This window comes from Streptomyces sp. ISL-99, from assembly GCF_018614005.1.
Taxonomy (GTDB): Bacteria; Actinomycetota; Actinomycetes; order Streptomycetales; family Streptomycetaceae; genus Streptomyces; species Streptomyces flavidovirens.
The window spans coordinates 46,746-60,116 of the sequence record NZ_JAGGPC010000065.1; the positions used below are offsets into that span (position 1 = coordinate 46,746).

The 13,371-nt window shown below is 70.6% G+C and carries 16 protein-coding genes and 1 pseudogene; 7 read left to right on the forward strand and 10 right to left on the reverse strand.

Features of this window, described 5'->3' with window-relative positions; translation table 11 throughout:
• Nucleotides 1-77 precede the first annotated feature (77 nt).
• Nucleotides 78-704 (reverse strand): YigZ family protein, encoded by a 627-nt coding sequence (locus tag J7E91_RS31085; RefSeq protein WP_214910183.1) that lies wholly within the window; start codon nucleotides 702-704, stop codon nucleotides 78-80.
• Nucleotides 705-735: 31 nt separating this feature from the next.
• Complete coding sequence (locus J7E91_RS31090) at nucleotides 736-1,290, reverse strand: DoxX family membrane protein (protein ID WP_214910185.1); 555 nt, start codon at nucleotides 1,288-1,290, stop codon at nucleotides 736-738.
• Between the two features lie 204 nt (nucleotides 1,291-1,494).
• Between J7E91_RS31090 and J7E91_RS31095 the strand changes: the two genes are divergently transcribed.
• Nucleotides 1,495-1,902, forward strand: coding sequence for a CoA-binding protein (locus J7E91_RS31095; RefSeq protein WP_214910187.1), 408 nt, complete (start codon nucleotides 1,495-1,497; stop codon nucleotides 1,900-1,902).
• 27 nt (nucleotides 1,903-1,929) lie between these two features.
• Here the strand turns inward: J7E91_RS31095 and J7E91_RS31100 are convergent, their stop codons facing one another.
• Together J7E91_RS31100 and J7E91_RS31105 are read right to left on the reverse strand one after the other, a co-directional pair.
• Entirely contained in the window at nucleotides 1,930-2,484 is a 555-nt protein-coding gene (locus J7E91_RS31100; protein WP_214910189.1) for a YbaK/EbsC family protein, read from the reverse strand.
• 96 nt (nucleotides 2,485-2,580) lie between these two features.
• On the reverse strand, nucleotides 2,581-3,345 hold the full coding sequence (locus tag J7E91_RS31105) for a DapH/DapD/GlmU-related protein (protein WP_214910191.1): 765 nt from the start codon (nucleotides 3,343-3,345) through the stop codon (nucleotides 2,581-2,583).
• 143 nt (nucleotides 3,346-3,488) lie between these two features.
• On the opposite strand from J7E91_RS31105, the gene J7E91_RS31110 reads away from it, so the two are divergent.
• On the forward strand, nucleotides 3,489-4,043 hold the full coding sequence (locus J7E91_RS31110) for a gamma carbonic anhydrase family protein (RefSeq protein ID WP_214910193.1): 555 nt from the start codon (nucleotides 3,489-3,491) through the stop codon (nucleotides 4,041-4,043).
• Between the two features lie 16 nt (nucleotides 4,044-4,059).
• Here the strand turns inward: J7E91_RS31110 and J7E91_RS31115 are convergent, their stop codons facing one another.
• Nucleotides 4,060-4,779 carry a DedA family protein gene (locus J7E91_RS31115; protein WP_214910195.1) on the reverse strand — a complete coding sequence of 240 codons (720 nt, stop codon included), beginning with the start codon at nucleotides 4,777-4,779 and terminating at the stop codon, nucleotides 4,060-4,062.
• Nucleotides 4,780-4,913: 134 nt separating this feature from the next.
• Nucleotides 4,914-5,351, reverse strand: coding sequence for a DUF4442 domain-containing protein (locus J7E91_RS31120; protein WP_214910209.1), 438 nt, complete (start codon nucleotides 5,349-5,351; stop codon nucleotides 4,914-4,916).
• A gap of 109 nt (nucleotides 5,352-5,460) precedes the next feature.
• On the opposite strand from J7E91_RS31120, the gene J7E91_RS31125 reads away from it, so the two are divergent.
• Nucleotides 5,461-6,462, forward strand: a complete 1,002-nt coding sequence (locus tag J7E91_RS31125) for a hypothetical protein (RefSeq protein ID WP_214910197.1) — start codon at nucleotides 5,461-5,463, stop codon at nucleotides 6,460-6,462.
• Between the two features lie 36 nt (nucleotides 6,463-6,498).
• Nucleotides 6,499-7,840: pseudogene (locus tag J7E91_RS31130) on the forward strand (MFS transporter).
• On the opposite strand, the gene J7E91_RS31135 reads toward J7E91_RS31130, so the two are convergent.
• The 3 genes from J7E91_RS31135 to J7E91_RS36890 all read right to left on the reverse strand — a co-directional run bounded on the left by J7E91_RS31135 (nucleotide 7,802) and on the right by J7E91_RS36890 (nucleotide 10,259).
• Nucleotides 7,802-8,647 (reverse strand): spermidine synthase, encoded by an 846-nt coding sequence (locus J7E91_RS31135; RefSeq protein ID WP_214910199.1) that lies wholly within the window; start codon nucleotides 8,645-8,647, stop codon nucleotides 7,802-7,804. The pseudogene J7E91_RS31130 and the gene J7E91_RS31135 sit on opposite strands and share 39 nt — an antisense overlap.
• Before the next feature lie 207 nt (nucleotides 8,648-8,854).
• Complete coding sequence (gene tuf / locus J7E91_RS31140) at nucleotides 8,855-10,042, reverse strand: elongation factor Tu (protein WP_214910201.1); 1,188 nt, start codon at nucleotides 10,040-10,042, stop codon at nucleotides 8,855-8,857.
• A 91-nt stretch (nucleotides 10,043-10,133) separates the two neighbouring features.
• Complete coding sequence (locus J7E91_RS36890; RefSeq protein ID WP_285439155.1) at nucleotides 10,134-10,259, reverse strand: hypothetical protein; 126 nt, start codon at nucleotides 10,257-10,259, stop codon at nucleotides 10,134-10,136.
• A 159-nt stretch (nucleotides 10,260-10,418) separates the two neighbouring features.
• Between J7E91_RS36890 and J7E91_RS31145 the strand changes: the two genes are divergently transcribed.
• Complete coding sequence (locus J7E91_RS31145) at nucleotides 10,419-11,144, forward strand: TVP38/TMEM64 family protein (RefSeq protein ID WP_214910203.1); 726 nt, start codon at nucleotides 10,419-10,421, stop codon at nucleotides 11,142-11,144.
• 158 nt (nucleotides 11,145-11,302) lie between these two features.
• Complete coding sequence (locus J7E91_RS31150) at nucleotides 11,303-12,178, forward strand: undecaprenyl-diphosphate phosphatase (RefSeq protein ID WP_214910205.1); 876 nt, start codon at nucleotides 11,303-11,305, stop codon at nucleotides 12,176-12,178.
• Between the two features lie 13 nt (nucleotides 12,179-12,191).
• Here J7E91_RS31150 and J7E91_RS31155 read toward each other — a convergent pair whose 3' ends face one another.
• Nucleotides 12,192-13,055, reverse strand: a complete 864-nt coding sequence (locus J7E91_RS31155; RefSeq protein ID WP_251016515.1) for a pentapeptide repeat-containing protein — start codon at nucleotides 13,053-13,055, stop codon at nucleotides 12,192-12,194.
• A 124-nt stretch (nucleotides 13,056-13,179) separates the two neighbouring features.
• On the opposite strand from J7E91_RS31155, the gene J7E91_RS31160 reads away from it, so the two are divergent.
• Nucleotides 13,180-13,353, forward strand: coding sequence for a hypothetical protein (locus J7E91_RS31160; RefSeq protein ID WP_167546496.1), 174 nt, complete (start codon nucleotides 13,180-13,182; stop codon nucleotides 13,351-13,353).
• Nucleotides 13,354-13,371 lie beyond the last annotated feature (18 nt).

Genomic DNA, 13,371 nt, shown 5'->3' on the forward strand with positions numbered 1-13,371 from the left:
CAGCACTGTCAGCACCGACCACGTTAGCGCCGCCCGGCACCTCGCCCACCACGGACCTCGGTTTTGCCATGGCTGTCTCAGGCGTCGCCGTACGCCTCTCCGCCGACCTCGAACCCCGCCGTGCCCGCCGTGGTGTCGGCGAGCCAGGCGCGGAACGGCTCGACGTCGGCCTCCGGCAGTCCGACCTCGATGGTGACCGCATCGGCGTACCGGACGTCGCGCACCGCGCGACCGGTGGCCCGCAGGTCGTTCTCCAGCTTTCCGGCCCGCTGGTGGTCGACGGTGACGGTGGCGAGCCGGAAGCGCCGTCTGGTGATCGTGCCGACGGCGTCCAGGGCTTCGCCGACCACTCCCCCGTACGCCCTGATCAGTCCGCCCGCGCCGAGTTTCACACCGCCGTAGTAGCGGGTGACGACGGCGACGGTGTACCGGACTTCGCGGCGCATCAGCATCTGGAGCATCGGTACGCCCGCCGTGCCGCCCGGCTCGCCGTCGTCGCTCGCCTTCTGCACGGAGGCGTCCGCGCCGATGACGTACGCGAAGCAGTTGTGCGACGCCGTCGGGTGCTCCTTGCGGACGCGCGCGATGAAGTCCTGCGCCTCGCGTTCGGTGGCGGCGGGCGCGAGCGCGCAGAGGAAGCGCGACCTGTTGATCTCGGCTTCGTGCACGCCCGCGCGGGCGACGGTCCGGTACTGCTCCTGCATTCGGCCCACCCTATGCGCAGGCCGTGGCGGGCTACTTCCGGATCAGCAGGATCACGGCCGCGACCACCAGGCCGGTCACCACGGCGGTGACGCCGTACGCGAGACGGTGGGTGCGCAGGCCGGGCAGAAAGCGGTCGACGGCGTACCGGCCGGGACCCGCCAGGGTGAGCGCGGCGGCGCCCGCAGTGAGGAGCACTTCGTACTCCACGCCCTCGGGGGCGAAGAAGCCGCCGCCCCACTTCACCGCGAGCACGTTGACCATGGTGCCGAGGACGGCCGCGCCGGCCAGCGGGGTGAGCAGGCCGAGCGCGAGCCCGAGACCGCCGAGGGTCTCGGTGAGACCGGCCACGACGGCCATCGCCTCACCGGCCGGGTAGCCGCTCGCGGTGAAGAACTGTCCGGTTCCTTCGATCCCGCCGCCGCCGAACCAGCCGAAGAGCTTCTGCGCGCCGTGCACGGCCATGGTCAGGCCGAGGGCGAGACGGAGCACGAGGAGGCCGGCGTCGTAGCCGTGAAGCGAGGGGGTACGGCCGGTTGCGGCACTGCTGATGACGGGTACACCGAGGGTGCTGGTGGGGGGAGTCATGTGAGGGGCTCTCTCCTGTTGCCTGTTGGGGGACGGGCGCATTACTTGAAAGTTCAAGTCACACGTCGCGACGATACACATCAGTACAACGTTGAACAACAACGCGCGTCTGAACAGTTCGCGCGTCCTCCCGGGAATGCCCGTACGACACCTCCTGTTGGTCAGGGTCACAAGCAGTGACCTTTCGACTCCAGGAGGCAGGGCGTGTACGGCGACCCGGCGACCATCCGCAAGATCCTCACGCAGTCCGGCGACACGTGGGCGGTGGTGGGCCTTTCCGGCAACCGGGCGCGGGCGGCGTACGGCGTCGCCGAGGTGCTCCAGCGCTACGGCAAGCGCATCGTGCCGGTACACCCCAAGGCCGAGACGGTCCACGGCGAGCAGGGGTACGCCTCGCTGGCCGACATCCCGTTCCCGGTCGATGTCGTGGACGTGTTCGTCAACAGCCACCTCGCGGGCGGCGTCGCGGACGAGGCGGCGGCGATCGGCGCGAAGGCGGTGTGGTTCCAGCTCGGGGTGATCGACGAGGCGGCGTACGACCGCACCCGCGCGGCGGGCCTGGACATGGTCATGGACCGCTGCCCGGCGATCGAGATCCCCCGGCTCGGCTGAGGGACGACCCGGTCGCGACGGACCGGCTCAGACGCCGAGCCCGTCGATGACGACCGCGCCAGGCAGGCCCGCGAAGGCCTTGCCGGGCACGATGAGCTTGCCCCTGCGGCGGCCGCTGCCCACCAGGACCCACGGGACGCCGGTGACGGCGGAGTCCACGAGGAGCGGCCAGCCGGCGGGAAGCCCGATCGGCGTGATGCCGCCGTACTCCATCCCGGTCTCCCCGACGGCCGTGCCCATCGGGGCGAACGACGCCTTGCGCGCGCCGAGCTGCTTGCGGACGGCGCCGTTCACGTCGACGCGCGTACGGGAGAGGACCACGCAGGCGGCCAGGGTGCTCTCGCCGCCCCGCTTGCCGGCGACGACCACGCAGTTCGCCGACGCGTCGAGAAGCCCGGCGCCGTAGTGCTCGACGAAGGCCGCCGTGTCGGCGATCCCGGGGTCGGTGTCGACGTAGATCAGCTGGTCGGCGGGTACGTCGTTGTTCCATGCGCGTACGGCGTCCGCTACCGGCGCGGTGAGCTGGTCGAGGCAGTCGGGGGCCGGGGTCGCGCCGGCGAAGTCTCCGAGAGGTGTGCGCATGAATCCGACGCTAACAGCCGCCGCCGCGAGGTGTGTTGGGTGTCTCAGCGTACGGGCGGGAAGGACACGGCCATCGCCGCCGGGTGACCGAGCGGCTCACTCGGCGCTCTCCGCCTCCAGCTCGGCCAGCGCCAGCAACTGCTCCGGAGTGACGCCCTCGGGGATCGGTACGGGCGGGGGCGTCCGCAGCGGCGGCTGCCAGCCCTTCGCCGCGTCCCAGCTGCGTACGACACGGGCGGGCGCCCCGGCCACCACCGCGTGGTCGGGCACCTCGCCCCGTACGACCGCACCCGCCGCGACGACGACGTTACGGCCGAGCCGGGCGCCCGGAAGAATCACGGCGCCCGTGCCGATCCAGCAGCCGGGGCCTATCTCCACCGGGTCCATGCGGGGCCACTGCTTGCCGACGGGGACGTCGGGATCGTCGTAACTGTGGTTGGTGGACGTCACGTACACGAAGGGGCCGAAGTAGCAGTCGTCGGCGATGCTCACCGTCGTATCGGCGATGACATGACTGCCCCGGCCGAGGACCACACCGTTGCCCAGCCGCAGGATCGGGTCCGGGCCGAGGTCGAGACCGGGCATCATGCCGGCGGTCAGCGTGACCTGTTCGCCGATGATGCAGTGGTCGCCGAGGTGGATCCACTGCTCACCGAACACAGTGCCTTGCGGGAAGGCGAGCTTCGTTCCGGTGCCGATCGCACCGAAACGCAGCCGCCCCGGACGCTCGGCGCTGACCGCTCCGGCCTGCTGGAGCCAGCGCCAGCCGCCGTGCACGGCGCTGCTCACCAGGCGGCGACGACAGGCGGAGAACGCAGACAACGCAGACAACGCAGAGAACGTGTTTCTGTTCTTCGGCACCTGCACACGGTAGTCGGCGGGACGCGGGCGCCCCGCCGTGGCCTGCTGTGACGTTCGCCCCACCCGGCATCCTGGGAGCCGAGGGCGTCGCTTACGGTTCCCCTGGCGCGACCGACCGGCACAGAAGCACCAAGGAGCACGCGATGGCAGAGCAGGCTTTGATCACCGGCGTGGGCGGCAAGGAGCCGAAGATCGACCCGTCGGCCTTCGCCGCGCCGACGTCCGTCGTGATCGGGGACGTCGCGCTGGGCGCGGGCGCCAGCGTCTGGTACCACACCGTGCTGCGCGCCGACTGCGGGCCGATCGTCCTCGGCGCCGACAGCAACATCCAGGACAACTGCACGGTGCATGTGGACCCGGGCTTCCCCGTCACGGTCGGCGATCGTGTCTCGGTCGGGCACAACGCCGTACTGCACGGGTGCACGGTCGAGGACGACGTCCTGGTCGGCATGGGCGCCACGGTGCTCAACGGCGCGCACATCGGCGCCGGTTCCCTGATCGCGGCGCAAGCGCTGGTGCCGCAGGGCATGCGCGTGCCCCCGGGCTCGCTCGTCGCGGGCGTACCCGCCAAGGTGAAGCGGGAGCTGACGGACGAGGAGCGCGAGGGCATCAAGCTGAACGCCGCGATGTACCTGGAGCTGGCCAAGGGCCACCGCGAGGCGCACGCCGACCAGCGGCCCGGCGGACCGGCGGACTAACCGCGGCGTGGAGCCGTCATTCGGCCGTCGCCCCGACCTTCTCCGGTGCGGCGGCCGCCGTCTGGTCCGCGGCCTCGGACCGCGCCTCTGCTGCCGCCTCCGGCTGCGTCTCCGCCTGAGCGGCGGCCTGAGCGGCGGCCTTCTTCGCGCGGTTCTTGAGTACGAGCATCGAGGTGAGGCCGAACGCTACGGCGACCACCAGGCCCAGCCACGAGAAGCGCTTGAGCCACGCCTCCGCGACCACACCCACCGAGTAGACGACCGCCGTGGTACCGCCCGCCCACAGGATGCCGCCGAAGACGTTGGCGATGAGGAACTTCCAGTACGGCATGCGCAGTACGCCCGCGAGCGGCCCCGCGAAGATCCGCAGCAGCGCCACGAAGCGGCCGAAGAAGACCGCCCACATGCCCCACTTCTCGAACGAACGCTCCGCCATCGCGATGTTGGACTCGCTGAAGTGCTTGGGGAACCTCCGGCCCAGTTTCGCCAGCAGCGGCCTGCCGCCCTTGCGCCCGATCGCGTAACCGATCGAGTCACCGATGATGGCGCCCGCCGTGGCGCACGCGCCGAGGACGTACGGGTTGATGTCGCCGTGCTGCGAGGCGAGCAGGGCCGAGCTCACGAGAACGATCTCGCCCGGCAGCGGAATGCCCAGACTCTCCAGCCCGATGACGACCCCCACCAGGAGGTAAATGCTGACCGCCGGGATGGTCTCGAGCCACTCCGTGATGTGCAACGCCGGTTCCTGTCGTCGTAAAAAAGGTGCGGGCTGTCCGCCCCGTGCGCCCCCGTGGCACACGGCGGGCAGCCTACCCGCACCTCGTCACCCCGTGACGGCGTCCGGACGGTCGCACCCGTCACACGGGCAGGTCAGCTGTTGGGGCGCAGGGTCCATACGACCGTCATCTCGCCCGTCACAGCGCCGTCCTCGCGCTGGATGGAGATCACGACAGGGAACTCGGGACGCTGTCCCGCGTCGAGCTCCGCGACCACGTCCGCCACCGGGCGGCCGAGCGTCGCGGTAGCGGTGACCACGCCCATGGCGAGCTTCTTGTACCCGATCTCGGCCTTGACGGCGAGCGGCACGGCACGCGACAGCTGGTCGCCGAAGGCGGCGATGACGATGGCGCCGCTCGCCGACTCGGCGAGCGTGAACATCGCGCCGGCGTGGGGGCCACCCACGTGGTTGTGGTAGTCGGCCTGGTCCGGCAGGCGGACCACGGCGCGCTCCGGAGTGGTCTCCAGGAACTCGAGGTTGAGGGTACGGGCCATGGGAACCGTGGCGACGAGCATGTCGCCGACGGACATCTGATCTGCGCTCATGAAGCGCGAGGTTACCCGCGAGTAGGCAAGCTTGGCCATCCCCTCAGGGGTCGGACGCGGCGACTGCGGCCACGCACCTCTATCGTTACTGGCCATGTGGCCAGGACAGCAGCCGCCCGGGGGCGAGCAGAACCCGCAGGACGCGCATCAGAACCCGTACCAGCAGCCGGGTCATCAGCAGCCGGGATACCCGCAGGCCGGTCACCAGCAGCCGGGGGGATACCAGCAGCCCGGTTACCAGCAGCCCAACCCTTACCAGCAGCCGACCGGGCCGCAGTACGCGCCTCCGATGCCGCCGGGCGGTCCTCGTCCGCCGGACGGCAACCGGAAGAAGACCACCGTCGTCGCGATCGTCGCGGCCACCGCCGTCGTCGCGGCGGCCGTGATCGCCGGGGTGGCGGTCCTGGGAAAGGACGACGACAAGGGCGGCGGCACCACGCGGGCAGACGACCAGAAGACATCGTCGTCGCCCACCACCACAGCCGAGGAACCCACCGCTCCGCCCTCCCCCGCCGAGAATCCGCGCGGCGGCTCGGTCGAGGAGAGCGAGCCGACGATTCCCGGCTGGAAGGTCGTGACCAACCCGAAACACGGCACTCGCTTCGACGTACCGCCGGATTGGGAAGTGAAGTCGCCCGGACTGAGCATCAGCTTCACGGACGACAAGGACAAGCCCCTCATCGGGATGTCGGCACCGGCGTACTTCAAGCCCGACTGGTGCGACAACGGAGTGCTCGGCGCGGCCGGGACGCGGGGTGCGAACGGCGCCGGCAAGGCGGGCCCCGAGGCCGAGAACGTGGCCGCCGGGTGGGTCTTCGCCGGGTTCGACCAGGAGGAGACCGGCACGTTCAAGATCTCCAAGGCCACGCCGTTCACCGCCACGTCCGGGCTCAAGGGCAGTGTTTCCGTCGCGACCGTCACGGGCGTCAAGAAGAAGGAGAAGTGCGACACCGACGGCAAGTCGATCGCCTTCGCCTTCAAGAACGCCAACGGTGACTTCGCCGTCTGGAGCCTGTTCACCTCGAAGGGCGTCAAGGACGAACTGCCCGACGCGACCATCAGGCGGATCCTCGGCACCGTCCGGCTGGCCGACTGAATCCTGGCCGGAATCTGTCGCCCGACCGGTTTGGCAATGGCGGGCGACGACAGCGATAGTCCCGAAGTGACATCTCCTGCCGCCGCTCCCCGCCGAGTCCGCCGCCCCGAATGGGCAGGCCGTAACTACGTATTGCTGACCGCCGCCGCGATCGTCACGAACCTGGGTACCCATGGTGCGTTGATCGCGGCGGCGTTCGCGGTCCTCGAGGCGGGCGGGGACGGCGGTGACGTGGGTCTGGTGGCCGCGGCCCGTACCCTGCCGCTCGTCCTGTTCCTCCTCATAGGCGGCGCGATAGCCGACCGGGTGCCTCGGCACCGTGTGATGGTGGCCGCCAACGCCCTCAACTGCCTTTCCCAGGCCGCCTTCGCTTTCCTCGTCCTGACGGGCGACCCGCAGTTGTGGCAGATGATGCTCCTGACCGGCCTCTGCGGCGCGGGCCAGGCCTTCTTCAACCCGGCGGCCGAGGGCATGCTCCTGTCCAGCGTCAGCGGCGAGCAGGCCAACCGCGCCTTCGCCCTCTTCCGTATGGCCATGCACGGCGCCGCCATTGGCGGCGCGGCGCTCGGCGGCGCACTGATCGCCGCGGTCGGCCCCCGGCTGGGTCCTCGCCGTCGACGCGGCGGCGTTCGCCCTCGCCGGCGCGCTGCGCGCCTTCCTCGACGTGAGCCACATCGCGCCCCGCGAGCCGGGCGGCGGGATGCTGTCCGATCTGCGCGAAGGCTGGCGGGAGGTCATCGGGCGGCCCTGGCTGTGGAGCATCGTGCTGCAGTTCTCGGTGGTCGTGGCGGTCGTGGGAGCTGCCGAGGCGGTGTACGGGCCCCTGGTGGCCGAGGACGAACTGGGCGGCGCCGCGCCCTGGGGCCTCGCCCTGGCCGCCTTCGGTGCCGGCACGGTCGGCGGCGCACTGGTGATGATGCGGTGGAAGCCCCGGCGCCTGCTGCTCGCCGGAACGCTGTGCGTCTTCCCGCTCGCCCTGCCGTCGGCGGCGCTCGCGGTGCCGCTGCCGGTGGCCGGTCTTGCCGCGGTGATGTTCTTCAGCGGTATCGCGATCGAGGTGTTCGGCGTCTCCTGGATGACAGCGCTCCATCAGGAGATCCCGGAGGAGAAGTTCTCGCGGGTGTCGGCGTACGACTGGTTCGGTTCGGTGGCGATGCTGCCCCTGGCCACGGCGGTCGCGGGGCCTGTCGAGAGCCTCGTCGGACGCCATGAGGCGCTGTGGGGGTGTGCGGCGCTGGTGGTCCTCGTCACGGGCGCGGTGCTGTTCGTGCCCGACGTACGGAATCTGACGCGCCGTACGCATGAAGTGGCGAAGGCGGAGGCGGCGGCTCTCGCCGTGTCAGCCGATGCTGAAGGCCCCGCCGGGCGGCTCGGGTGACTCGACCGCGTCAGCGTCGCGTACGACCGTCGCGCCTGCGGTGAAGCGCGCCAGCGAAGGGCCGCTCTCCACGCGCGCGGGGAAGACGTCGGCGGCGGTCCTGCGGGCCAGGGCCGCCGTGTCGATGGGCGCGAGCGATGCGACGAGCACCGCGTTGCCGAAGCGGCGGCCGCGCAGCACACCCGGTTCGGCGATCAGTGCGATCTCTGCGAAGACGGCCGCGAAGTTGGCCAGTTGGGAGCGCAGGAAGGCGAACGGCGCGCCGTCCGCGAGGTTGGCGGCGTAGATCCCGCCGGGGCGCAGGACGCGTCCGGTCAGGCGGGCGTACTCGACGGACGTGAGATGCGCGGGCACCCGGGAACCGCCGAAGACATCGGCGACGATCACGTCGGCGGAAGCGGCGGGGGCGTTTTCGAGCCACTCGCGCGCGTCGGCGCCGTGCACGCGTACACCGGACCCGTCCGGCAGCGGCAGATGCTCGGTGACCAGCGCCAGCAGGCCCCGGTCGGCCTCCACCACGTCCTGGTGCGAGCCCGGCCTGGTGGCGGCGGTGTAGCGGGGCAGCGACAGGCCGCCGCCGCCGAGGTGCAGTACGTCGAGGGGTGCGCCCTCTTCGGCCGCGCAGTCGATGACGTGGGCCAGCCGCCGGGCGTACTCGAACTCCAGGTGGGTGGGCTCGTCGAGATCGACGTACGACTGGGGCGCGCCGTCGACCGTCAGCAGCCAGGCCCGCGGGCGGTCCACGTCGGGCATCAGCTTGGCGGTGCCCCAGTCCACGTCCCGGGTCACGGGTATCGGCTCGTCCACCCCACCATTGTGCGCCGGGCGGGCGGAGTGGATTTTCCCACCCCACCCCACCCCGCCCCGCCCCGCCCCGCCCCGCCCATCCAGCCCGTCCGGCGTTTGAGGACACGCCCGGAGGGCGTACGGGGTCTGGGGCTTGCCCCAGTTCGGGAAGGGGCGGGTAGGGGAACAGCTCCGCAGGACTCCCCGCCCCAAACCCGCCCGGCCCGCTCAGGCCACGATGCTCGCCACCGTGCCCGCCCCCACCGTGCGACCGCCTTCCCGGATCGCGAAGCCGAGCCCCACCTCCAACGGCACCTCGCGGCCCAGCTCCACCGTCACCGTGACCGTGTCACCGGGGCGCGCGACAGCTGTCTCGCCGAGGTCGATGTCGCCGACGACGTCCGCGGTACGGATGTAGAACTGCGGCCGGTACCCACTCGTGACGGGCGTCGTACGGCCACCCTCCCGCGCCGACAACACGTACACCTGCGCGGTGAACCGCCTGGTGGGCGTGACGCTGCCGGGCGCCGCCACGACATGCCCCCGGCGCACCGCGTCGCGCGGCATGCCGCGCAGCAGCAGCGCGACGTTGTCCCCGGCCTCGGCGGACTCCATCGGCTTCCCGAACGTCTCCAGTCCGGTCACGACCGTCTCGACCGCTTTCAATGTCACAGTCGCGCCGAGCACTTCCACCCGGTCACCGACCCTGATCGTGCCGCGCTCGACCGCGCCGGTGACGACCGTGCCGCGCCCGGTGATGGTCAGCACGTTCTCCACGGGCATGAGGAACGGCGCGTCCGTGTAGCGCTCCGGGATCGGTACGTACGTGTCCACCGCGTCCAGCAGCGCCTCGATCGCCGCCGTCCAGCGCGGGTCGCCCTCCAGCGCCCTGAGCCCCGAGACCCGTACGACCGGCACGGCGTCGCCACCGTAGCCGTGCGCGGAGAGCAGGTCGCGTACCTCCAGCTCAACCAGGTCGGTCAGCTCCTCGTCACCCGCGTCGGCCTTGTTGAGGGCGACGACGATGTGGTCGACGCCGACCTGACGGGCGAGCAGGACGTGCTCCGCGGTCTGCGGCATGATCCCGTCGAGCGCGGACACGACGAGGATCGCCCCGTCGAGCTGCGCGGCTCCGGTGACCATGTTCTTGACGTAGTCGGCGTGGCCGGGCATGTCGACATGGGCGTAGTGCCGGGTGTCGGTCTCGTACTCGACGTGCGCGATGTTGATGGTGATGCCGCGCAGCGCCTCCTCGGGGGCCCGGTCGATGCGGTCGAACGGCACGAACGTGCCCGTCCCGCGCTCGCTCAGGACCTTGGTGATGGCGGCGGTCAGGGTGGTCTTGCCGTGGTCGACGTGGCCCATGGTGCCGATGTTGAGGTGCGGCTTGGTGCGCACGTATGCCGTCTTGGGCATGGTGATCTTCCTTGGAAGGTCGAAGCGTGAGGGGACCCCTGGGCCTTGCCGACCCTCCCCCTGTGGGGTCCGCCGGACGATCCGGGAAGGGTCAGCTTCGGGCGCCGCCGAAGGGCGCTGCCGCAGCGGCGACTGCGGCCGCTGCCGGGATGATCGCGGCAGCCTTCGGCGCGGCCGCGACTGCGGTCCGTGCTGCGAGGAAGGCGTGCCTGAACATGCGTTGATCCTCGCTGAGGGGCACCGTTGCGTCGAATGATTTATCGCGACGCATTGAACGCACTGGACGCGTTGGCCGCGTTGGGCACGTTGTCCGCGCGACCGGGTCGTGCGGTGCGCGTTACGGCGATCACGCGCGCTTGTCAGTTAGTCTCCCCGGATGCTCGACACCGCCGCCCCGCCCGCACCCGCGCCCGCGGGGTTCGCCGTTCGCTGCACCAGGACGCTGCTCTCGCCGTGGTCACGGCTGTCGCTCCTCGTGGTGATGCTCGCGGCAGCGGTGACGACGGTGCTGGTCTTCGAGCCGCAGCGGCTGCTGAGCGCGGGCTGGCCGCCCCAGCTGAGCGGCGCGGCGGCCGTGGTGCTCTTCGGTGTCGCGTACGGGCTGTGCACAGCGGCGTTCGTACCGCGCCCGATCCTCAATCTGGCGGCCGGCGCCCTCTTCGGCTCCCAGGCGGGTCTCGCCGCCGCCGTCGCGGGAACGGTCCTCGGTGCCGGGATCGCCTTCGGTCTGGGCCGCTTGCTGGGCCAGGACGCGCTGCGTCCGCTGCTGCGCGGGCGGGCACTGCTCGCGGCGGACGGTCAGCTGAGCCGACACGGTTTCCGTACGATGCTCGCCATCCGGCTGTTCCCGGGTGTGCCGTTCGCGGCCGCCAACTACTGCGCCGCGGTTTCCCGCATGGGGTGGCTCCCCTTCCTCCTGGCGACGGGGATCGGTTCGATCCCGAACACGGCGGCGTACGTCATCGCGGGGAGCAGCGCCTCGTCCCCGACGTCGCCCGCGTTCCTGATCGCGATGGGCTTCATCGCACTGTCGGGTCTCGCCGCGGCGGTGGTCGCCTGGCGCAAGCGGCACCGCCTGCGCGGCGAGCGGTCCGGAGCCTGAAGCGCCTCGCGGGGCCGGTCTCCGCCTGATCGGGTACGCAGTCGGGGGTTCCCGCAGGGCCGACATCTTCGGGCGATACGCTGCCCACCAACTGACCTTGACTGCATCTGCACGCTGCACGCCGCTGCACCACATACATCCGGGACGGCATTAGCCCCATGAGTTGGTTCGAATCATTCATCCTCGGACTCGTCCAGGGGCTCACCGAGTTTCTGCCGATCTCGTCGAGCGCCCACCTGCGGCTGACAGCCGCCTTCGCCGGCTGGCACGACCCGGGTGCCGCGTTCACCGCGATCACTCAGATCGGTACCGAAGCGGCCGTACTCATCTACTTCCGCAAGGACATCGCGCGGATCGTCTCCGCGTGGTGCAAGTCGCTCGTCGACCGGTCGATGCGCAGTGACCACGACGCCCAGATGGGCTGGCTCGTCATCGTCGGTTCCATTCCCATCGGCGTACTCGGCGTCACCTTCAAGGACCAGATCGAGGGACCGTTCCGCGATCTGCGGCTGATCGCCACCACGCTGATCGTCATGGGCATCGTCCTCGGCATCGCCGACCGCCTCGCGGCCCGTGACGAGGCCGGCGGGAAGCACCGCGCGATCAGGGAGCGCAAGACGCTCAAGGAGCTGGGCGTCAGGGACGGTCTGATCTTCGGAGTCTGCCAGGCCATGGCCCTGATCCCCGGTGTCTCGCGCTCCGGCGCGACGATCAGCGGCGGTCTGCTGATGGGCTACACCCGCGAGGCGGCGGCGCGCTATTCGTTCCTGCTCGCCATTCCCGCGGTGCTGGCTTCCGGGGTGTTCGAGCTCAAGGACGCGAGCGAGGGCGGCCATGTGTCGTGGGGTCCGACCATCTTCGCGACGATCATCGCGTTCCTGGTCGGTTATGCGGTGATCGCGTGGTTCATGAAATTTATTACCACCAAGAGCTTCATGCCGTTCGTGATCTACCGCATCCTGCTCGGCATCGTGCTGTTCGTCCTGGTCGGCACGGACACGCTGAGCCCCCACGCGGGCGAGTCGGCGGGCTGATCTCCGCCACCCCTCACCAGTGCGAAGGGCGAGTCAGCGCAGGCGGGAGCCCGGTGCCGGCGTCGCCCTTCGCCGCGTTCAGCTGCGACTGGGTGAGGAAGAAACTCCCCGTGAGGTCGGCGCCCGAGAGGTCGGCGTCGCGGAAGTCGGCCCCGATCAGGTCGGCCACCCTCAGGTCGGCGCCCCTGAGGTCGGCGCCTATCAGGTACGCCCCTCTGAGGTCCGCGCCCCGCAGGTCGGCGCCCTTGAGGTTCGCGCCGATGAGGTCGGCGCCTCTGCGTGCCTTGCCCTTGGCGCCCTTCTTGCCTTTGGCGCCCTTCGTGACGCCTGCTCGCACGAGTTCGCTCGTACGCAGAAGGAGAGCGTTGACGTCCTGCCGGTGCGCCGCCACGTCCAGGGCGAGGAGCTCGTCGGGACTGCCCTGCGCGAGGCGCTCGATCTTGGTCAGCTCGGCGCGGAGGTCCCCGTGGAGGGAGCGGGCCGGTGCCAGCTCCAGCGCCTCGGTCAGGTACCAGAGCAGCTCATGGAGCTGCCGCACGACCGGGAGCAGCGCGAACATCTGCTGCGCGGTTCCGGGTGCCTGGCGCCAGTCCTGTCCGGCGTACGTCACCTGGGAGATCTGCTGCCCGGCGCCGAAGCAGTCGTACACGGTGCAGCCCTGATAGCCCTGTGGCCTCAGACGTTCGTGGATACCGCAGCGGAAGTCCGCCTGGAGGTTGGCGCAGGGCTGCCCCGCGTCCTTGTCGGCCGCGAAATCGGCGGAGGCCGTGAAGGCGAGTGCGACACAACACAGTCCGAAGCAATTCGCGCAGTCGGCTCGCAGGGCCAGGGCGCCTCGGCCGGTGCCGGATATCGCATGAACGCGCTGCTCGGACAAGGTGTGGGATCTCCTGATGCGGGTATGAGACACCGCCGTCCGGTGCCCGGTGATCAACTCTAGTGCGAGGAAAGCCACTGCCGTTCTGGTGCTCACTGTCAGTGGCTGGCCGTATTCTGGTCGCATGTACCGCTCACCCCCGCCGGTCGGTTCCGTGCGGCCCCTGACCGAGGCGAACGAGGCGATCCGCGCCCTGGTCGACTCGCGCGCGGACGATGCCTGGCCTGCGGACGAGTACGAGCTGCTGCTCCTCCAGTGGGCCGCGGCCGTACGCGGCGAGATCGCCGAAGCGGCCTAGGCCGTGTTTTAGGAAGCG